Annotated in this window: 19 protein-coding genes; 14 read left to right on the top strand and 5 right to left on the bottom strand. The window is 70.1% G+C overall.

What is annotated here, in order from left to right:
* Nucleotides 1-29: 29 nt before the first annotated feature.
* Complete coding sequence (locus FHS42_RS26600) at nt 30-1,379, top strand: NsdA family TPR-like regulatory protein (protein ID WP_184576246.1); 1,350 nt, start codon at nt 30-32, stop codon at nt 1,377-1,379.
* A 101-nt stretch (nt 1,380-1,480) separates the two neighbouring features.
* Here the strand turns inward: FHS42_RS26600 and FHS42_RS26595 are convergent, their stop codons facing one another.
* Together FHS42_RS26595 and FHS42_RS26590 are read right to left on the bottom strand one after the other, a co-directional pair.
* Nucleotides 1,481-2,593 (bottom strand): alpha/beta hydrolase-fold protein, encoded by a 1,113-nt coding sequence (locus FHS42_RS26595; protein WP_184576244.1) that lies wholly within the window; start codon nt 2,591-2,593, stop codon nt 1,481-1,483.
* Nucleotides 2,594-3,168: 575 nt separating this feature from the next.
* Nucleotides 3,169-4,266 carry an NADH:flavin oxidoreductase/NADH oxidase gene (locus FHS42_RS26590; RefSeq protein ID WP_184576242.1) on the bottom strand — a complete coding sequence of 366 codons (1,098 nt, stop codon included), beginning with the start codon at nt 4,264-4,266 and terminating at the stop codon, nt 3,169-3,171.
* Between the two features lie 380 nt (nt 4,267-4,646).
* On the opposite strand from FHS42_RS26590, the gene FHS42_RS26585 reads away from it, so the two are divergent.
* From FHS42_RS26585 to FHS42_RS26565, 5 genes are all read left to right on the top strand, one after another.
* The gene (locus FHS42_RS26585; RefSeq protein ID WP_184576240.1) at nt 4,647-5,324 is read left to right on the top strand and encodes a uracil-DNA glycosylase; all 678 of its coding nucleotides are present in this window, start codon (nt 4,647-4,649) and stop codon (nt 5,322-5,324) included.
* 112 nt (nt 5,325-5,436) lie between these two features.
* Nucleotides 5,437-6,255 (top strand): LURP-one-related family protein, encoded by an 819-nt coding sequence (locus FHS42_RS26580; protein ID WP_184576238.1) that lies wholly within the window; start codon nt 5,437-5,439, stop codon nt 6,253-6,255.
* A gap of 94 nt (nt 6,256-6,349) precedes the next feature.
* Nucleotides 6,350-7,471 carry an N-acetylglucosamine kinase gene (locus FHS42_RS26575; protein ID WP_312867049.1) on the top strand — a complete coding sequence of 374 codons (1,122 nt, stop codon included), beginning with the start codon at nt 6,350-6,352 and terminating at the stop codon, nt 7,469-7,471.
* Between the two features lie 238 nt (nt 7,472-7,709).
* Nucleotides 7,710-8,726 (top strand): sirohydrochlorin chelatase, encoded by a 1,017-nt coding sequence (locus FHS42_RS26570; protein ID WP_184576234.1) that lies wholly within the window; start codon nt 7,710-7,712, stop codon nt 8,724-8,726.
* A gap of 400 nt (nt 8,727-9,126) precedes the next feature.
* Nucleotides 9,127-9,645 (top strand): nuclear transport factor 2 family protein, encoded by a 519-nt coding sequence (locus FHS42_RS26565; protein WP_184576232.1) that lies wholly within the window; start codon nt 9,127-9,129, stop codon nt 9,643-9,645.
* A gap of 246 nt (nt 9,646-9,891) precedes the next feature.
* Here the strand turns inward: FHS42_RS26565 and FHS42_RS26560 are convergent, their stop codons facing one another.
* Nucleotides 9,892-11,016, bottom strand: a complete 1,125-nt coding sequence (locus FHS42_RS26560) for a lactonase family protein (RefSeq protein WP_184576230.1) — start codon at nt 11,014-11,016, stop codon at nt 9,892-9,894.
* Nucleotides 11,017-11,201: 185 nt separating this feature from the next.
* Here FHS42_RS26560 and FHS42_RS26555 point away from each other — a divergent pair, with 185 nt between their 5' ends.
* The gene (locus FHS42_RS26555) at nt 11,202-11,594 is read left to right on the top strand and encodes a YciI family protein (protein ID WP_246495434.1); all 393 of its coding nucleotides are present in this window, start codon (nt 11,202-11,204) and stop codon (nt 11,592-11,594) included.
* Between the two features lie 44 nt (nt 11,595-11,638).
* Here the strand turns inward: FHS42_RS26555 and FHS42_RS26550 are convergent, their stop codons facing one another.
* Nucleotides 11,639-13,138, bottom strand: a complete 1,500-nt coding sequence (locus FHS42_RS26550; protein WP_184576228.1) for an FUSC family protein — start codon at nt 13,136-13,138, stop codon at nt 11,639-11,641.
* A 331-nt stretch (nt 13,139-13,469) separates the two neighbouring features.
* Here FHS42_RS26550 and FHS42_RS26540 point away from each other — a divergent pair, with 331 nt between their 5' ends.
* Complete coding sequence (locus tag FHS42_RS26540) at nt 13,470-13,844, top strand: cupin domain-containing protein (RefSeq protein ID WP_184576226.1); 375 nt, start codon at nt 13,470-13,472, stop codon at nt 13,842-13,844.
* A gap of 72 nt (nt 13,845-13,916) precedes the next feature.
* On the opposite strand, the gene FHS42_RS26535 is transcribed toward FHS42_RS26540, so the two are convergent.
* Nucleotides 13,917-14,294, bottom strand: coding sequence for a DUF3140 domain-containing protein (locus tag FHS42_RS26535; RefSeq protein ID WP_184576224.1), 378 nt, complete (start codon nt 14,292-14,294; stop codon nt 13,917-13,919).
* Between the two features lie 220 nt (nt 14,295-14,514).
* Here FHS42_RS26535 and FHS42_RS26530 point away from each other — a divergent pair, with 220 nt between their 5' ends.
* The 6 genes from FHS42_RS26530 to FHS42_RS26505 all read left to right on the top strand — a co-directional run bounded on the left by FHS42_RS26530 (nt 14,515) and on the right by FHS42_RS26505 (nt 19,778).
* On the top strand, nt 14,515-15,435 hold the full coding sequence (locus tag FHS42_RS26530) for a helix-turn-helix domain-containing protein (RefSeq protein ID WP_184576222.1): 921 nt from the start codon (nt 14,515-14,517) through the stop codon (nt 15,433-15,435).
* A 133-nt stretch (nt 15,436-15,568) separates the two neighbouring features.
* A complete protein-coding gene (locus FHS42_RS26525) occupies nt 15,569-16,321 on the top strand; it encodes an SDR family oxidoreductase (protein ID WP_184576220.1) in 753 nt (250 codons plus the stop codon).
* Nucleotides 16,322-16,587: 266 nt separating this feature from the next.
* Nucleotides 16,588-17,259, top strand: a complete 672-nt coding sequence (locus FHS42_RS26520) for a dienelactone hydrolase family protein (protein ID WP_184576218.1) — start codon at nt 16,588-16,590, stop codon at nt 17,257-17,259.
* A gap of 259 nt (nt 17,260-17,518) precedes the next feature.
* Nucleotides 17,519-18,001, top strand: a complete 483-nt coding sequence (locus FHS42_RS26515) for an Lrp/AsnC family transcriptional regulator (RefSeq protein WP_184576216.1) — start codon at nt 17,519-17,521, stop codon at nt 17,999-18,001.
* A gap of 91 nt (nt 18,002-18,092) precedes the next feature.
* Nucleotides 18,093-18,779 (top strand): HAD family hydrolase, encoded by a 687-nt coding sequence (locus FHS42_RS26510; protein ID WP_184576214.1) that lies wholly within the window; start codon nt 18,093-18,095, stop codon nt 18,777-18,779.
* Nucleotides 18,780-18,857: 78 nt separating this feature from the next.
* Nucleotides 18,858-19,778, top strand: a complete 921-nt coding sequence (locus FHS42_RS26505) for a D-alanyl-D-alanine carboxypeptidase family protein (protein ID WP_184576212.1) — start codon at nt 18,858-18,860, stop codon at nt 19,776-19,778.
* The last annotated feature ends 68 nt before the right edge of the window (nt 19,779-19,846 follow it).

Genomic DNA, 19,846 nt, shown 5'->3' with positions numbered 1-19,846 from the left:
TCCCATCCGCGTCACATGCAGGGGTGGTCATGGCTGAGCGAGTGCCCAACACGTCGTTGGAGCAACTGTTTCGAGAAACCGAATGGACGCTCCGGCAGTTCGCCCAGCAGGTGAACAAGCTGTGTACCGAACGCGGCACGCCCAAGGCGTACAGCCCACAGGCCGCGTGGGCATGGCTGAACGGCACCGTTCCGCCGCTCCCCATCCGGCGGCTCATCGTGGAAGCGCTGGCGCGCCGCCTTGGGCGCGCGCTCACCCTGGAAGACGCCGGCTTTCCACGGCCAGAGGGTAGTGCGAACGCGCGACCGGGTAGTGATGTGGTGGACGATCTCGTTGACCTGGGGAGGGCATACGTGAGTGCGTCACGCCGTCATGTAGTGGGCGCGGGTCTGTTCTCCGTGGCGCTCGCCGTCCCCGGATGGCAGGACGTGGTGGGGCGTGCGTACGCGGTGCAAAGCAACCCCCACGCGGCTATCGGCCAAGCCGAAGTCGATTCAGTGGAGGCGATGATTGATCGTCTACAGGAGATCGACGGGGCGTTCGGCGGGCAGTACGCCCGACCCATGGCTAGCGCGTTCCTCGTCAGCACGGTGGCGCCGTATCTCAGGGCCTCCGCCCCTGATCACATTCGCAAGGCGATGTTGTCGTCCGCCGCGATGGTTTGCTACTTCACCGGTTGGATGGCGATGGATGAAGGGCTTCACCGGCTGGCGCAGCGGTACTACATCAAGGGTTTGGAATTAGCTGGCGCCGCTGACGACCACATGACGTATTGCCACGTCCTTCGGGGCATCAGCGTCCAGGCGGCGAACCTGGGCCACGGTGCTCATGCTGCTCGGTACGCGAACGCCGCCGCTGACGCCGCTCCCTCGTCAACTCCCTACATGCGCGCGTTCATGGCCGGTCAGCAGGCGCACGGGTATGCCATGACGGGCGCCAAGACGAACGCACTGCACAGCCTGTGCGAGACGGAGCGCGCTATCGACCAGGCGAACAGTTCCACCGGCGCTGCCACGGGTGGGTATAGCGTCTCGACGCTCGCCTATCACACAGCCCAAGTGCGGTATGAGCTCGGCGACGTGAAGGGAAGCGTGCAGTCGCTTCAGGATCACTTCCGGCTCCGCGGCGAGAAGGACAGCCACCGATCAGGGCTCATCTTCGGCGGCTTGCTGGCTGAGCGGCAGCTAGAGGTAGGCCACCTGGACGCCGCCTGCGCCACGTGGTCCGGCGTGTTGGACTCCTACCCCGCCATGCACTCGGGTCGGGTAGACGACCGCGTACGGTCCGTTGTGACGTGCCTGGCTCCCTACCGGAAGAACGCCACTGCACGCCACACCCACGAGCGAGCGCGCGCACTCCTGCGGCAAAAGAGCGCTTGATCTCTGGACGGCGCTGCAAACCCGCCCAGGCTGTACGCCGTAGGGCTCCGTCCGCCAGTCAGTCAGGCGCCGCCCGGCCGTGCCACCGCGACCGCCACCGCTCAAGCGAGAGCCCACGCGACATCCCTGAGCAGGGCGTGCCGCCAGCCGGCCCGGTCGTGGTCCGCGGGCGAGCGCGAAACCCGCACCGTTGCACCTGCCTGTTCGGTCAGGGTCTCGGCCAGTTCGCAGTGGGGCAGCATGCCCGTCTCGTGCTCCCCCACGTCGAACGCGCACCGCAGCGCGGACAGGTCGGGGCCCTGGCGCAGGCGCGCGGCGATGGCGCCGCCGACTGGGCCGCTCATGGGGTCCGCCAGGTCCATGGCGTCGGGTGTCCACCACAGGGACGCCGACTGGCAGGCGACGCGGGTGACCAGGTCCGGGAACTCCAACGCCGCGTATATCGCGCTCAGCCCGCCCAGGCTCTGCCCGGCGACCACCAGCCGGTCCAGGTCGGCCCGTACGCCGGATTCCGCCACCAGCGGCAGCAGTTCGTCCCGGACCGCCTCCCACAGCTCGCGCCTGCACCCGAACTCGGCCTGCCGGTCCTTGGCCGGTAGGAAGACGAGGGTGACGGGGAGCATCTCACCGCTGGCGACGGCCGCGTCGAACGCGGTCATGGCCGGGTGCAGGTGCAGCCAATCGTCGCCGTCCAGCAGCAGGACCACCGGTCCGCCGCCGCCCGCCGGGTGGATGCGCACGGTGCGCCGTCCACCGAGCCGTTCACTGGGCCAGCGCAACCGGGTGCGGGGAAGGGGCAGGACATCGTCCGCGCCGATGGCGGGCCAGTGCGGCTGGGCCGGGGCGTCAGGGGTCGCGGCGATGGAGCGGTCAGCGCCCGCGCCGACCGGGTTGAACGGGTCGGCGTACGCTGCGTCGTCGGTGAGGAGTTGATACGTCACGCGCAGCCGCTCGGGCATGCGCACTTCGGCGTACCAGCAGTCCGTATCGGCCCATCTGCGGAGCGCGATGGGCGGTGACCAGCTTTCGAAGCCGACGCTGGCCGCAGACCCGCGCCACAGGAACAGCGTCAGCCAACCACCGTCGGCGGCGGGGATTGACACGGGCGTGCGCGCCGCCGCCCAGAACTCGTCGGTGCCCGGTGTGCCGGGCAGCCCGAATGCGGCGAAGGCGGTGTCGTTGTCGGCTGCGAGGCCGGCGTGGGGATCGGTCATGGCCTGCTGGTGGGGCGGCTGACCATGGTCGGGAAGAGTCCGCGGGGAGGCGTGTTCGTGCCGTCTTGGGTGCTGACCCGTTCGATCGCCAGGCGCATGAACTTCTCCTTGCGAGAGGGAAGGGGAGAGGTTGGGCCCATCGTGCATTAGGTGAGCCTAACCTAATGCCCTGTCGGCTTCGGTGGGCCATCGTCGGGCAGCGATCGGCGCGGGGCCCGGAAGCCGGTAGCTTCCGGCCTTGGCGGCGCCGGCCGCTGCTTCGGCGCACGGCGGAAACGGGGCTGCTCGGCCGCACAGCGGCCACGGGTTCACCCTTAGGACCGGGCTGAGGGGCCCGGGGTCCTCTGCCGGACTGGGGGGCCTGGGCTGTCGTAAAAAAGGGACGCGGAACAGACCGAAGATCTGTTCCGCGCCCCTTGGTGCGTTCGTCCGCCGAAAGCGTCCGTGTCTCATCTCGCGCTACGAAGGCCCCAGAGCGAGCTCATCGCCCCGACAACCCTTCGTTTACGTTTTCCCGAAGCACCCAGCACGCATGAGGGATTCACCGCGCGGTGCCCATAGCGCCCGCGTGGCTTTCAGATCGCCCTGTGGTACTGGATCGGCCCGGCTACTTCGCCACCGAGTTCACGGGCAGCATGACGGGCAAATGACGGGTTACGCAGCAATTCGCGGCCGATGAGAACGGCGTCCGCCTGTTGGTTCTCGACGATCTTCTCGGCCTGCCGCGCTTCGGTTATCTCTCCGACAGCCCCCACGGCAAGACCGGTTTCGGCCCTGACCCGCTCGGCGAACGGCACCTGATAACCGGGCCCGGCAACAATTCGTGCCTTCGGCGCGTTACCACCGGTGGAGACATCCAGCAGGTCAATCCCGTGCGCCTGCAAGTCAGCGGCGAACCGTACGGTGTCGTCGGCCGTCCACCCCTCGCGCTCGTCTTCCGGGTTTTCCGTCAGCCAGTCGGTTGCGGAAATGCGAAAGAAGACGGGCAACTCCTCGGGCCAGACCGCTCGCACCGCGTCCACGACCTGCAACGCGAAACGCGTCCGGTTCTCATAGGAACCGCCGTACGCATCGGTGCGGTGGTTGGTGTGCGGGGAGAGGAACTCGCCGATGAGGTAGCCGTGGGCGCCGTGGATTTCCACTACGTCGAATCCGGCTTCCCGAGCCCGCCGAGCCGCGGCGGCGAAGTCCTCAACCACCTGCTGAATTCCCTCGACCGTCAGCTCGGCGGGGACAGGGTGCCCCTCGTCGAAGGGCAGCGGGCTCGGCGCGACCGGTTGCCAGCCATGCGCTGCGGAGTCCACAGGCGCGCCGCCGCGCCACGGTGCGTCTGTCGATGCCTTGCGGCCGGCATGGGCCAGCTGGACACCCGGCACCGCGCCCTGCTCCTTGACGAAGGAGGTGATCCGCCGGAACGCCGCCGTTTGCCTGTCGTTCCAGATCCCCAGGTCCCCGGGGCTGATCCGGCCTTCCGCGGAGACAGCGGTGGCCTCGACCATGATCAATCCAGTGCCACCGGCAGCCCGTGCACCATAGTGCGCAAAGTGCCAGTCTCCCGGAGCGCCCACGTCCGGACCCGTCGCGTCAGCGCTGTATTGGCACATCGGGGACATCCAGACCCTGTTGGGGATGGTCAACGACCGTAGCCGAAGGGGCTCGAAGAGGGCACTCACAAGAACTCCGTTCACCTGGGCAGCCGACCCGGCTGCGCTTAGTACGATCACTACCGTACTACGAAACACTTCGAATTACGCTACCCCCATGTCCACCGGCGACGACGGCTCCGGCCCAGGCACCCGCACCAGCCCTGGCCACCAGCTGCCGTTTACGGCCCGGGGGACGCCCAGGGCCGGCCTCCGGGGCACGGCGGTGGGGACGATCACCGAGCCAGGCCGGGGGCGCGGCGGGACGAGGAGGTCCACACCCGTGCGTAACCGAGGCAGCCGGGCCACACCCAGCGGCTACTCGCCCGGCACCTACCGGGGCGGGCTTGCGCGAAGGGGCCGCGGCGGTCGGGTGAGGAGTGACGGTGCGGGCCAGTAGAGTGACGGCCGTGGCTGGACGACCGTTGAAGGAAATCGTAGAACCCGGCTGGGCCAACGCACTTGAGCCCGTTGCCGACCGCATCACGGCGATGGGGGCCTTCCTCCGCACCGAGATCGCGGCGGGGCGGACCTATCTGCCGGCGGGACCGCATGTGCTGCGCGCTTTTCAGCAGCCGTTCGATGAGGTGCGCGTGCTCATCGTCGGGCAGGACCCGTATCCCACGCCCGGACACGCGGTAGGGCTCAGCTTCTCCGTGGCGCCCGAAGTGCGCCCGCTGCCCGGGAGTTTGGAGAACATCTTTCGCGAGATGAACACCGACCTCGGCCATCCCCGCCCGTCCACCGGTGACTTGACGCCCTGGACCGAACAGGGCGTGCTGCTGCTCAACAGGGCGCTCACTACCGCCCCGCGCAAGCCAGCAGCGCACCGGGGCAAGGGCTGGGAAGAGGTCACCGAGCAGGCCATCAAGGCGCTGGTCGCGCGAGGCAAGCCGCTGGTGTCGATTCTGTGGGGGCGGGACGCGCGCAATGTGCGACCGCTCCTTGGCCAGCTGCCCGCGGTCGAGTCCGCGCATCCCTCGCCGATGTCGGCCGATCGGGGTTTCTTCGGCTCGCGCCCGTTCAGCCGCGCGAATGACCTGCTGATGCGGCAGGGGGCCCAGCCGGTCGAGTGGCGCCTGCCCTGACTCGGAAGGGCCGCGCGTCATCGACTCGGGAGGGCCGCGCGTCATCGACTTGGCATGGCCGCGCCCACCACGCACCGGCCGTAATCAGATGAGCGGGCGATAGTGTCGGGACATGACGACTCACCCCAACACACCCGCGGGCTGGTACGCCGACCCGCAGGGCACTCCGAATCTCCTGCGCTGGTGGGACGGCGCTCAGTGGAGCGAGCACACCCATCCCGGGCAGCCCGGGCAGGCTGTGCAGCAGCAGGCCGCAGTCCCCCAGCCCGAGAAGATCCAGCGGCAGGTCCAGCAACAGGCGGGCCTGGCTCCCGCTGCGGGCCAGGGCGGTGGCACGCTGTTCACCGAGCCGGTGCTGGTGGTGAACCAAAAGGCCAAGCTCATCGAGTTGACCAATGAATACAGCGTCTTCGACCAGCATGGTCAGACCATCGGCTCAGTGGTCCAGGTCGGGCAGAGCACGCTGAAGAAGGTGGCCCGGTTCGTCGCCAGCTTCGATCAGTTCATGACGCACCGGCTGGAGATTCGCGACGCCTACGGGCAGCCGCAGCTCGTGATGACCCGGCCGGCGAAGTTCATGAAGTCCAAGGTCCTGGTCGCCCGCCCGGACGGGCAGCCGGTCGGCGAGATCTTGCAGCAGAACGTCATCGGCAAGATCAATTTTGCCATTATGGCCAATGGTCAGCAGTTGGGCGCCATCAAGGCGGAGAACTGGCGCGCCTGGAACTTCGCCATCGTTGACCATACTGACCGCGAGATCGCCCGGATCACCAAGACCTGGGAGGGCCTCGCCAAGACCATGTTCACCACCGCGGACAACTACGTGCTGCAAATCCACCACCAGCTGCCCGAACCGCTGTTGAGCCTGGTCGTCGCGACGGCGTTGACCGTGGACACGGCACTGAAGCAGGATGCCCGCGGGTTCGGCTGAGCCGATGTCCGCCTTCGAGCCCCGGCCCGGTCCCGCGGCGAGCGCCGCGGGCCGCGCAGCCGACCCCGAACCGTACGACAGTGCTCGCCCGTACGTGCTGGGCATTGACTCCGGAGGCTCGGGCGTACGCATCGCCCTTGGCCCCGTCGAGCCGCTGGGCCGCCCCGCGGCGCAGCCGCTGACCTGGCACTCCCCCACCCCGGTCAGCGTCGGGGAGCGCGGCATCGACGCCGGCGGGCTGCTCGCGCGGGTGCTGCCGGCCGTCGAACAGTTGCTGCGCGATGTCGGTGCCACCACGGTGCACGCCGGCTGCGTGGGCGCGGCGGGCATGGCCACCTTGGGAAGTGATCTGCGCGCTCGGCTACCCGCGGCGCTGGCGGACGCTTTCGGCCTTCGCCATCTCGCGCTCGCGGCCGATGGCGTCACGGCGTACGCGGGGGCCCTCGGCCAGCGCCCCGGTGTTGTGGTGGCCGCCGGCACCGGCATGATCGCCCTCGGTAGCAGTCTCAGCGACGGCCCACACGGCGGTTGGCAGCGCGCGGATGGCTGGGGCCATCTGCTGGGCGACTGTGGTGGCGGCGCGTGGATCGGCCGCGCCGGGCTTGAGGCGGCGATGCGCGCGTACGACGGGCGCGCCGGCGGTTCGACGCCGCTGCTCCAGCGGCTTGAGGCGGTGTTCGGGCCGCCCGCAGCGCTGCCTGGGCTGCTGTACCCGCGCCCAGACCGCCCCGCCGTGCTGGCTTCCTTCGCCCCCGAGGTCGGCCGCTGCGCGGCCACCGATCCGGTGGCCGCCGCCATCTTGCGCGAGGCCGCGGACCACATCGCACGCGCCGCGCAGGCCGTCTGCCCCGGTGCGGGCCGCGCACGGGACGGCAGGGACGCGACAGCTACCCACTGGGGCGCCTCCAGGGAAGGCCCGAACGGCGAGCCGACCGCAGGCGGCGAGCAGGCGGGCGGGCAAGCGCGCGAGCCAGCCGCAGGCGGCGAGTCCAAGGACGCCGATGGGCGCCGTACGGTCGCGCTCACCGGCGGCCTTTTTCAGCTGGGCGCGCCGCTGCTGAAGCCGGTACGAGATGAGCTGGCTCGACGGCTGCCCGGGGTCCCGGTCGTGGAGGCGGCCGGAAGCCCGCTGGCCGGGGCGCTGCGGATCGCATCGGCGCTGGCGACGGATGAGTTGCGGCTGCCCGTGGACGGGGTGCTGCTCCAGGTGTTGTAGCCGCCTCGTAGGAGCCGCTCGCACAGTGGTTTTGACCCGTTCCTGAGCGCTGTCTGTGCTGGCTGTGCTGGCTGTGCTGTTCTGCACTGGCTGCACTGGCTGCACTGTTCACGGTCACCGCGTCGATAGCGGTCAGCGCCCCACACACGGCCCAAAACGCCGGATAAACCGGGATGAATTTGGCCTAGTTATACCCACCCGAACAGCACAACCCAACAAGCGACTAACATGCGGCGCCATGAGTTCCCCGACAGGGCCGGCGTCCGGCCTGCCTGTACGAATGCCACGACCTCGCCAGTCCGGACGGCACCGGCGACCGGAGCCCGCCGCGGCTCCCGTGGGCGCGCCGCCGCTGGTGCTCGCCGTGCCCGGAACTCCCGACTCCGCGACGCGCAGCCTGGTCGATGAGGTGCTGAGCATCGCGCGTTCCGAGCTGCCCGGTCTCGACGCCAGGATCGGCTACGTGGGGGGAAGCGACGAGGAGTTCCCGCCACTGGGCGCCGTGCTGACGCGGGCCGCCCATGAGCGTGCGGCCCTGCTCAGCGCCGCTACACAGGCGGCCACGGGAGCCGCGGATGACGGCCAGGCGGCGTTCGGTGACCCGGCGGACGCGTCGGCTGAGGCCCTGGCAGCGGCGGCGGAGGTGGCGCGGGCCGCGCAGCAGCAGATCGCGGCCAGTGCCGAGGGGCCGGCTGCCGTCGTGGTGCCGCTGCTGGCCGGCCCGGACAGCGAACTGATGGCCCGCATCCGGCAGGCCGTTGGCGACAGCGGTTGCGCCACCCAGCTCACCGACCCGCTGGGCCCGCACCCCCTGCTCGCCGAGGCTTTGCATGTGCGTCTCTCGGAGGCGGGGCTGGCCCGCGCGGACCGCGCTCGGCTGTTCACGGTCGCGACCGCGGCCGACGGCATCGTCCTGGCCACGGTCGGCGGCCCGGAGGCGGTGCAGGCGGCCGGCATCACCGGCATGCTGCTCTCCGCCCGCCTCGCCGTGCCGGTGCTGGCCGCCGCGCTCGATGAGAAGGGCGCCGTCGCCCGCACCGCGGAACAGTTGCTGGGCGCGGGTGCTCAGCGGTTGGCCCTGGCCCCGTACCTCATCGGACCCGAGGTATCGGCCGAGTGGATCGAGACCGCGGCCACGGAGGCGGGCTGCGCGGCAGCCGAGCCGCTGGGCGCCTATCCGGCGGTCGGCCGCCTGGTGCTGTCGGCGTACGCCGCGGCGCTGGGCATCACGCTGCCGGGCGCGCCGAGCCGCTAGCCCACGGGACCGGCGTGCGGGACCCCCCGCACGCCGGCGCCTCCCGCCCCTCCCCCTTGCGGCTCCCGCGAGCAAGGCCGGGACCGCTTCGTCACCGACCGAGACCGGGCCCACATGGTCACTGGCCGGCCGCGACGCGGCCCTCCCGCGTCCCCCTCAGCGAGCTGCGCGGTAGAGGCCAGGAGAGGCAGCACAGGGCCTGCGGCGGCGCCGTGGCCAGCCCGCCCCCACCGAGGCCGCCATCCGCCGCGTAGCGGGCCTCCAGCCGCCCGCAGAAGGAACGCGGCGGGGCGGCGGTGGGCCGTGGTCGTTGGGAGGCGTTGCGAAGGTGCTGTTCCGACCGACCTTGAGGTCCGATAGCCGCCAGCATGCCGGCGCGGAACCGAACACGCTGATCGGCATGACGATCCCCCGTACGCCCAGTTCCATAGCCACCCTCACCGCCATGTACGCCGCCGAGGCCGCCTACCTCGCTGCCGGGACAGCCGGGACAGCCGAGAAATCTAGGCCAGCCGACGGGGCGGCCCTGGCCGCGCCCGATGCGTCGGCCCCGTTCCGTGCGTTCCTGGCGTTCTTTTCCCCAGATGTCGTGCTGCACCAGGCTGACGCCTTGCCCTACGGCGGCACTTGGCGGGGGCACCAAGGGATTGCGGGCAACATGCGCGCGATGGCCAAGGCGTGGGAGCGGTTCGACTTTGTTGAGCAGGAGTTCCTCGCCACGGGCGAGACGGCAGTGGTGCGCACCCAGGTCCGTGCGCGGGCCCGGGCCACCGGGCGCGAGTTGGCCTTCCCGATATTGCAGACCGTCACCGTCCACGACGGGAGGATCACCGAGGTCCGTCCCTTCTACTGGGACACCCAGGCCATCGCCGACGCCTGCACCCCGGTGCCTACCCGGGTCGGCCAGCCGCGGCCATGAGCCGTCCGGGCCCGCGGCATCGATCGCGGCCAGCGCTGCTGCACCGCGCCCGCGCGCAACGCAGCCGGCGCGAACTGCCGTCTACCGCCCGGCAGCGAACGGCCCGGCTCGATGCCGTGCTTTCTTACGGCTCAAGCCGGGCCCTAGGCCATGCGTCGGTTCCGGCGGGAGGGCAGCACGTTCGGAGTATGTGCTGCCGGCCCGCTCAGTTCGCTTCCGCAAGGGGGTTTGAGTGGTCGGGCCCGCTCAGGCGAACACCACACACGATGCCGCCGGAGCGTCCACGGAGCCCGCCCAGGCCGGGACGCCAGTTGGCGCGTCGATGTCGAACCACGCCACGTCGCCGGAGCGCTCATTGGCCACGTACAGCCGCTCGCCGGTCGGGGCGAGCGTGAGGTGACGGGGCCAGTGGCCGCCGCAGTCCACCGTGGTGCTCAGGGTCAACTGGTCGCCCGCCGCACTCACGTTCAGGACCGCGAGGCTGTCGTGGCCCCGGTTGGCCACCCAGGCGTACCGCCCGTCCGCAGCGATGACCAACTCCGATGGGTAGTTCGACCGCTGTGGGCTGCCGGCGTCCGCTGGTAGCACGCTGATCGTGTCGGTGGGCGTGAGCTCGCCTGTGGTGGCGTTCCAGCGGCAGATGGTGACCGTCGAGTCCAACTCGTTGGTGACGTACGCCCATTCGCCACCCGGGTGGAAGGCGAGTTGGCGCGGCCCGGCACCCGCCGTGAGCCGTGCAGCGCCGTGCGGTCGCAAGGTGCCCTTCTCGTCGTCCAGCTCATAGCTGTAGACCGTGTCCGTGCCCAGGTCCACGGCGAGCACCCAACGGCCCGATGGGTCCGGCAGCACGGTGTGCGCGTGCGGGCCCTGCTGTCGCTGCGGATCGGGGCCCGAGCCCTCGTGGCGCCGTACGTCGGTGGGCTGGGCGAGACCGCAGGGCGCGATGTGCTGCTCAGGATCGAGGAGGTACGGGAGCACGCTGACGCTGCCCGACGAGTAGTTGGCGGTCAGCAGATGGCCCGCCGTCAACGACAGATGCGTCGGATCGTCGCCCCCGACCAGCGCGGGCACTCCGAGCGGGGTGGGCTGGTCCGGGTCGTTCAGGGAGAACGCTGCGGCGTAGCCATCGGCCGTCTCACTCACCGCGTACAACACGTCCCTACCTGGCGCGAGCGCCAGGTAGGAGGGGTTTTCCACGATGTCCGTCGAGTGCTTGATCGTCAGCGCGCCGCTCGTCGGATCGACCGCCGCGACGCTGACGCCCCAGCCGCCCGCGGAGGTGAATGAGCCGATGTACGCCCGCTGACCGTTGGGCGCCGCTCCGTCGCCGGCCTTGCTCGCATCGCTGTCATCGCCCGTGCCGCTCACCATGTCGCCCCTTCCCAGGCTGATATGTGGGGACCGACCGTAGCAGTAGGTCTAGACCATGATGCCCGGTTCGCTCACTTGGCTCTAGATGCGTGCGACGGGTACGGGCGTCAGATAGGACGGAGGGGCCCCGCGGACAGAAAGAAGACTCCCACGAAGGTGTTCCGCGGGAGCCCAAGGAGACGTGAATGATCCGATACATGGTGCAGTTGTTCGGCAGCGGTACGCGGTGGGACGAGGAGATCGCCGAGTATTCCCCTGAGCAGTTCCGGGCCATGGTGGCGCACATGGGGCGCATCAACAAAGATCTGGCCGCCGCCGGCGAACTCGTGGAAGCTCGCGGGCTTGCCGGCCCCGCCAAGGTGCTCAGCGTACGGGCCAGGGACGGCGAGCCGCCGCTGGTCACCGAGGGCACGCACGACGGGCGTGAGACGCTGCTGGCCGGCTACTGGGTGGTGGACGTCGCCAGCGCCCAGCGCGCGATCGAGATCGCCGCCCGGGTGTCAGCGGCCCCTGGGCCCGGCGATTCCCACAACTTCCCCGTGGAACTGCACGAGGTTCCCGCGCAGCCGCCGCACTAAGCCGCTGTGTCTCACACGGGTATCACGCGGGCATCACGCGGGCATCACGCGTCCAGGGGCGCGCGCGGGGAACTGCGCAGTGGGGCGGCGAGTTCGGCCAGCGCCCGTTCCAGGCCGTGCAGATGGACCAGCGCGGGTTCCGCCGCCGGCGGTTGCGGCGCGGCGATGGCGGCCATCTGCGGCGCCTGGCCCGGGGTGGTCAGCGCTTCGACGGCGGCCTCCACGCGCTGGCAGGCGGCAATGAGGCGGGCGTCGTGCGAGGCCTGCGGGTCGGCGGCGATGGAAGCGAGACCGCGGACCTGTCGGGCGCAGTCGTCAAGCAGCGCAAGCACCTGACGGGCGCGTGCTCGGCGGGCGCGCAGCGGGCTCAGCGGGTGCACCAGCGGCGCGAGGGACATGCGAACCCGGCCAAGGAGCACTTCCAACTGGGCGACGCGCGGGGCGGGGTCGGCGGCTTCCGAGCCCGCCAGGCGCGAGGCCGCCTCGGCGGTGCAGGCGTGCACACACCGCAGGGCCCGCTGTATCCAGGCGTCGGTGGTGGCGTGGGTCGTGACGGGCAAGACGAGCAGCACGGCCAGTGCGGCGCCCACGGCACCCACGCCGGTCTCCGTCACCCGCAGGGCGAGCAGCGCCGGGTCCAACACCCCCAGCAGCCCGTACAGCAATCCGGCCATCAAGGTCACCGCAAGCATCATCCAGGTGTACGAGACGGCAGCCGTGTAGAAGATGCCGAACACACAGACCGCGACGAGAACCGCAGTGGGGATGGCGGCTCCGTGAAGCGGGACGGCGATCACCAGCCCGAGCGCCACGCCGATGACGGTGCCCAGGGCCCGGCGGAAGCTTCGTACCAGCGTCTCGCCCCGTGAGGCCGTGTTGACGAAGACCCACCAGGTGGCCCCGACGGCCCAGTACCACCGCTCGTGCGACAGCACCTGGCCCACCGCGAGCGCGAAGGCGCCGCCCGCAACGGCCTGGATCGCCTGCCGGGTGGTCGTACGGGCCAGCCGGCTGCCGCCGGGCGGGGCGGGGGCGATGGCCACGGGGAGCCGCCGCTCGTAGCACCACAGGCCGAACCGTACGGTCGAGGAGCAGAGCACGGACAGGGCGACGGCCGCGTACAGCTCGGGCAGTTGCCCGGGCACCGTGTGCAGGAATTGCGTCGCGAAGAACATCATGAACGCGAAGACGCCCAGGGCATGGCCGCGCGGGCCCCAGCGACGTGCGTACACCCCGGTGCCCACGACGGCGAGGAAGGCCGCGTCCCGGGCCAACGGGTAGTCGTGCAGCCCGGCGGCGACGGCGAGCACGGGGAAGCCGATCGCGGGCAGCAACGCGGTGGTGCGGGCTTGGTCGCGGACGGTGGCGTCGGTGACCGTGAACAGGGCGAGCAGGGCGGCGAGCCCGCCGGTGATGGCCGCCGCGAGGGAATGACCAACGAGGCCGCAGACGGCCACCGCCAACCCGATGCCGAGGACGGAGCGGGTGGCGCTGCGCAACCGCAGCCGGCCCGGGTCCGGAGCCACGAACACCCTCTTCAGCACAGCTTTCCCCGCCCCTTCTGTCGTGCAGCCTGAACAAAAATCAGCATGAAAAAAGACGCCGCGGGGTTCCGCAGCGCCAGCGCGACACCATCACAGCACTGTCACCCCCGGTGGCTCAACACAGACAGAAATGGCTGGGCCAATGGCACAGCGTTACGCTGCCGCACCGTGCCAGCCGCGGGCCAACGGACCACCGCGGCGGACCAGCCGGCAAGCCGGTCACCACACCGGCCGCAGGGGCGGCAGGGCGTCGCCGCTCAGGGAGCGGATGAGGCGGGCGAGGTCGGTGCGCAGCTCCGCCAGGTCCTCGTGGCCCATTCGCCCGGCCACCTTGCACGTCATCACCCCGTCACCGCAATACGTCACCACCACGCCCGCCGCCGTCATGACGGGACTGGCCGCACCGAGCCGGGGCAGCGCCGAGCTGAGCACCTGGCAGGTCCGCATGGCGCCCGCCAGCACCGGGCCCGAGCATGCGATCGACCGGGAGCAGGTGTGGATGCTGACCAGCGGTTCGATCGAGGTCACCAGCGGCGGCCGGACCCAGACCGTGTCAGCGGGGCAGGCCGTCGTCTTGCCCGCACACGCGCTGCGCCAGATCCGTACGGGCGAGGAGCCGGCCGAGGCCCTGGTGGCCATGCCCGCCGGAGACCGGGCCCACGCGCCAGGGAGCGCCGCGGACCGGCCGCTGCCGTGGGCCTGCTGACCTACCCGGCCGGGCGGCGAATCGCTGCGGGTCCCGGGGCATCTCGACCCCCATCGCGCCGGCAGGTCGCCCCTACCGGTGGCGGTTCCTGGAGGAGCCTTCATCCGAGGTGAGCGGCTTGAGCGGGTCGTGCCCCAGGGTCATCAGCCGGTGGCGCCAGGACGCCTCGCCCGCGGTGGGTTCCAGGTCAGTGCCCCGTTCGGAGGTGACCGTGTCGATGACCTTGCGCATGATGCGTAGGTCATCCTCCGCGAGGTCCACCCGGCGCTTGCCGAGGATCTCCAGTACGCGGCGCCCGTCGTCCGTGCCCGCCTGGTCCGGGAGCGCTTCGGCGTCCTGCCCCGCGGACTGGGTCATGAGCCAATCGCTCAGCTCACGCGAGTTCATGTTCACCACCGCATGGAACTCGTTCCACAGCTCCTCAAGCTCCTGCGCCGACACATCGGCCATGACTCTCTCCCTTTGGCTGCTGGCATCCGGATGTTCCGGGTAGCCCATGACAGCGGGACAAAACGAACCGCGGGGCGTACGGCCCATAAGGACGACGCATAGGCCCTGCTCAGCCCTTGAGAACAAAGGCCAGCGGGCCGACAAGGGGGGCCGAGGGTAGGAGTATCGCGGCCACCCTCGGCTCTCGTGCGCCCCCGGCCCCGCGCCTAGCCTCAAGGGCATGGACATCGACAGGGAGAACCTGCTCGGGCAGTTTCTGCGGGCCCGCCGTGAACTGCTCCGGCCCGAGGACATCGGCATCCCGGCCGGGCCCCGCCGTCGCGTGGTGGGCCTTCGCCGCGAGGAGGTCGCCCAGCTCACCGGCGTCAGCACCGACTACTACATACGGCTGGAGCAGGGCCGCGAGCGCCACCCCTCGGCCCAGGTCGTCGATGCACTGGCGCGCGCCCTTGAGCTGACAGCCGAGGCGGCCGGACACCTGCACCGGCTTGCCCGACCGCCCGCCAGCAGGCGACGCCCGCCCGCTCAGCGCGAACACGTCAGCCCCCACCTGCTGCGACTGATGGCGGCCTGGCCACACACTCCCGCCGTGGTCGTGGATCGCTGCCTGGCGGTACTGGCCACCAACGCCCTCGGCGCGGCTCTGTTCGACGGCCACACCTACCGCGAAGACCTGGTTCGGCTGGTGTTTCTCGACCCGAACGCGCGCACCTTCTACCCCGACTGGGACCGGGTAGCAGCGAGCACCGTCGGCGCACTGCACGCGACGGTGGGGGCCGACCACAATGACCATCAACTCATGGAGCTTATCGGGGAGTTGTCGGTGAAAAGCGCAAGTTTTCGCCGCCTGTGGGCCCGCCACGACATTCGCGGTAAAAGCCACGGGACCAAGCGCTTTCATCACCCGCTGGCCGGTGAGCTGACGCTGCACTACGAGTCGTTGACCGTGAACAGCGCCCCCACCCAACAGCTCGTCGTCTACCAGGCCGACCCGGGCAGCCCGTCCGATGAGGCGCTGTCCCTGCTCGGCAGCCTCACCGCCGACGCCACCACCCATCGCCCGACCCCGCACCCCCGGCCCGGGGCCGCCCCACAGGCGTCGGCAGGCCACCCGACACCGCCCCACCCGCGCAAGCCCTAACCCCCCGCTCCACCACGCGCCGGCCGCCGGCGCGCCATGTCGCCGTGCCCGCATCGCCGTGCCCGCACTGCCGTGCCCACGGAATCACCTACGCGACAGCACGCCGGGTCGCCTGCCAACTTACGGAGATCGCATGACCACGCCCCAAAGCACCGTGACCACCCCCGCCAAGGTCATCTTGATCACCGGCGCCAGCAGCGGCATCGGCCAGGCCACCGCGGTACAGCTGGCCCGGGAGGGCCATCAGGTGGTTATCGGCGCTCGTCGCACGGACCGGCTGACCACGATTGCGCACGACATCGAGGCCGCAGGCGGCAAGGTCGATGTGTGCCACATCGACGTGTGCGACCGCGAAGGCGTCGCCGCGTTCACGGACGCCGCAGCCGAGCGGCACGGCCGGATCGACGTGATCGTCAACAACGCCGGTGTGATGCCACTGTCGCGGCTAGACGCCCTGTTGACCGCCGAGTGGGACCGGATGATCGACGTCAATATACGTGGCCTCCTGCACGGGATCGCCGCCGCCCTGCCGCACTTCCAACAGCAGGGCAGCGGTCACTTCGTCACCGTCGCCTCGATCGGCGCCCATCAGGTGGCGCCGACAGCGGCGGTCTACTGCGCTACGAAGTACGCCGCCTGGGCCATCACCGAGGGACTACGACTAGAGCTCGACCCGAGCATCCGCGTCACCACGGTCTCCCCCGGAGTCGTCGAATCCGAGCTGGCCGACTCGATCACCGACACGGTCGCGCGGGAGGCGATGCGCACGTACCGAGCGGACTCCATCGCGCCTGGCAGCATCGCCGACGCCATCTCCTACGCGATCGGCCAGCCGCCCGGTGTGGACGTCAACGAGCTCGTCATCCGGCCAGCCCGACAGCGCTGAACGGCACCGCACTGGTGGCTGCCTATCACGTATCACGTATCGCACACGGGCATCCCCTCGCCCGGCCAGCGAGCCGCATCCACCGCATCCCTCTCGTTCACCGCATCCGCCACGTCCACGAGGTTTGCCTCTTTTTTGCGCCGGCCCGCCCATCCGGCAGTCCGTCCGCCCAGGAGCCACAAAGGGAAAACTCCCGACTTATCCCGTTCAACCAGTTGTGTCACCGGCGCGTACGGGTACCCGCGCGGTACGGAGGGAGCACGCCCATGGCGACGACAGCGACCACAACCCAGACAGCCATCGTCGATGCCGGCGACGTCACGCTGACAGGAGATCTGACGCTGCCCGATGGGGCCCGCGGCATGGTGGTGTTCGCCCACGGCAGCGGCAGCTCACGGCATAGCCCGCGCAACCGGGCAGTGGCCGACACGCTCCACACGGCCGCACTCGGCACGGTGCTCATCGACCTCCTCAGCCCGGCAGAGGAACGCGTGGACCAGGTCACAGCGGAGCTGCGGTTCGACATCGCGATGCTGGCGCGGCGCGTCACGGCGGTGATCGACTGGCTCGTGCGCCGGCCGGGCACCGAGGGGCTTCCCGTGGGTTTGTTCGGGGCGAGTACGGGCGCCGCCGCGGCGCTCATCGCGGCTGCCGAGCGCGCCGACCAAGTAGCAGCCGTGGTCTCCCGCGGTGGGCGCCCGGATCTGGCGGGTGCGGCGCTCGCCGAGGTACGGGCTCCGGTGCTGCTCGTGGTCGGCGGTGCGGACCACGAGGTGCTGCGGCTGAACGAACAGGCGGCGCAGCAACTGAGCGCCCCGTACACCCTGCGCGTCATACCGGGAGCCACCCACCTCTTTACGGAGCCGGGCACCCTACGAGAGGCCGCGGACGCCGCTCGGGACTGGTTCCTTGGCATGCGCCAGGAGGCCGACCGGTGAGCTACCGCGAGCGGGGGAACGACCTTGCGGAGCTGGGGGGCGGCGGGGCGGCGGGTGCTGCACGCGGTGCGGTGCGGGCGCTCTTGCACCACGAGCCCCTTGCACCACAGGTCCCTTGCACCACGGGCCCCCAGCATCGCGGGCCCGGCCGGGCTCGGCCTTGGCGAGGCCATTGGTACAGTCATCGGGCCGCATAGGGGACCAGCTGGGACTCTACGGACGAGCAGGACGAGCATGAACGCAAAGGAGTCGGTGGCGCGTGGCCGTGGATGCCCTCGACGCGAAGATCCTGCGGCTGCTGCTTGAGCAGCCGCGCACCAGCGTGCGGGAGTACGCGCGACTGCTCGGCGTAGCGCGGGGCACCCTTCAGGCGCGGCTCGACCGGTTGGAGCGCGACGGCGTGATCACCGGCACGGGCCCCCGGCTGTCCCCCGCCGCGCTCGGGCATCCGGTGCTGGCCTTTGTGCAGATCGAGGTGACCCAGGGGCATTTGGATGACGTGGGGGACGCGCTGGCCGAGGTGCCCGAGATCATCGAGGCGTTCTCGATCACCGGTGGCGGGGACCTGCTGACCCGGGTGGTGGCGCGGGATGCGGGCCACCTGGAGGACGTCGTCCAACGTTTAATCCAACTGCCCGGGGTGGTGCGTACCCGTACCGAAATCGCCCTACGGCAGCACGTGCCCTACCGGATGCTCCCGTTGGTGGACGCGGTGGGCGCGCAGGCGGGCCACCAGCGCTGACCGCCGGCGCGTCCACCGCTGCGAGCGCTGACCGATGAGCTGCCCGAAACCCGCGCGGACGCCATGATCGCGGCTTGGCATGCTGGTCTGCATGAGCACTTCCCGCACCATCTCGGTCATCTTCGACCTCGACGGCACCCTCGTGGACAGCGAGCCCTACTACTTCGAGGCCGGACGCCGCACCCTGGCCGCCTACGGGGTGACCGACTTCGAGTGGGAGGACCACACCCGGTTCATCGGCATCGGCACCCGCGAGACGATGACCATGCTGCGATCCGAGTACGGGATCGACGCGTCCGTGGACGAACTGCTGGCCAGCAAGAACCGGCATTATCTGGAGCTGGCCAGTGGTTCGACCGAGGCATTCCCCGCGATGCGGAAGTTCGTGGAGGAGTTGTACGCACAGGGGCATCCGATCGCCGTGGCGTCCGGGTCATCGCGCCTGGCGATCGAGACCGTACTGGCCGCCACCGGGCTCGATGCCCAGCTCACGACGTTCGTCTCAGCCGAGGAGGTGGGCCGGGGCAAGCCGGAGCCGGACGTGTTCCTTGAGGCGGCTCGGAGGCTGGCCGTTGAGCCCGCCGACTGTGTGGTGGTCGAGGACGCCCCGCCGGGTGCGGAGGCGGCCCACCGGGCCGGAATGCGGTGTATCGCCGTGCCGTATGTGCCAGCGACCGTGCACGACCCGTGGTTCGCGTCGGTCGGGCTGTGTTTCCCGGGCGGACAGGGCGACTTCGACGCACGACGCGCCTACGCCTGGGTGTCCGGCCTGCATTGACCCCCACCCAACTGTCGGAAATGACCTAATGAGAGCATTCGCTCGCACAATCAACGCACAAGATGAAGTGGAGCGCATATGGAACGACGTGGGGGCCGCGCGATGTACCGGTGGGGAGCGACGGTAATCGCCTCTACAGCGGCGTTGGCCATCGTGGTACCGACGAGCAGCGCTCAGGCGGCTACCGGGCCTTCGGGCATCACTGCCAAGGGCGCGTACCTGCTCGACAGCGGCGCCAACAAGCAGCTGTGGGCCAAGGGCGCTGACACCAAGCTTCAGATGGCGAGCACCACCAAGATCATGACCGCGGTCGTGGTGCTCGACACGAAGAAGGTGGACCTCAACAAGAAGGTCACCGTCAAGAAGTCCTACCGCGACTACGTCGCCAGGGAAAAGGCGAGCACCGCCGACCTGAAGACGGGCGACAAGGTGACGGTGCGCCAGCTGCTGTACGGGCTGATGCTGCCGTCGGGTTGCGATGCCGCGTACGCACTGGCTGACACGTTCGGCTCGGGTAGCACCGAGGCAGCCCGGACGAAGTCGTTCATCTCCAAGATGAACGCGAAGGCCAAGTCGCTGAGCCTGAAGAACACCAAGTACGACTCGTTCGACGGCATCTCGGCCAAGGGCGCCAACTACACGACGCCGCGCGAGATGGCCAAGCTCACCCGGCACGCCATCAAGAACGGCACGTTCAAGGCGGTCGTGAAGTCGCAGAGCACCAAGCAGAAGGCGACCAACGGCCGCACGTACACCTGGTACAACACGAACAAGCTGCTCGGTTCGTACCAGGGCACCTTCGGTGTCAAGACCGGAACGGGCACGGCCGCAGGGCCTTGCCTGGTCTTCGCGACGACGAAGGGCAACCGCACCGTCGTTGGCGTCCTCCTCAACGACTCCAACCGGTACGTGGACGCGAAGAAGATGCTCGACTGGTCCTTCAAGACCAAGACGAAGGTCGCCTGGCGTGCGCTCCCGAAGAGTGCACAGCAGGACTAAGCCCCGCAGATAGGCTCCACCACCGCGGTCGGTGCCGGCGCACTGGAACAGGTGCGCCGCACCCGGTA

Origin of the sequence: Streptomyces zagrosensis (assembly GCF_014203645.1) — a bacterium.
Taxonomy (GTDB): Bacteria; Actinomycetota; Actinomycetes; order Streptomycetales; family Streptomycetaceae; genus Streptomyces; species Streptomyces zagrosensis.
The sequence above is the reverse complement of the archived record's forward strand: the minus strand, read 5'-3'. Positions and strand labels throughout refer to the sequence as shown.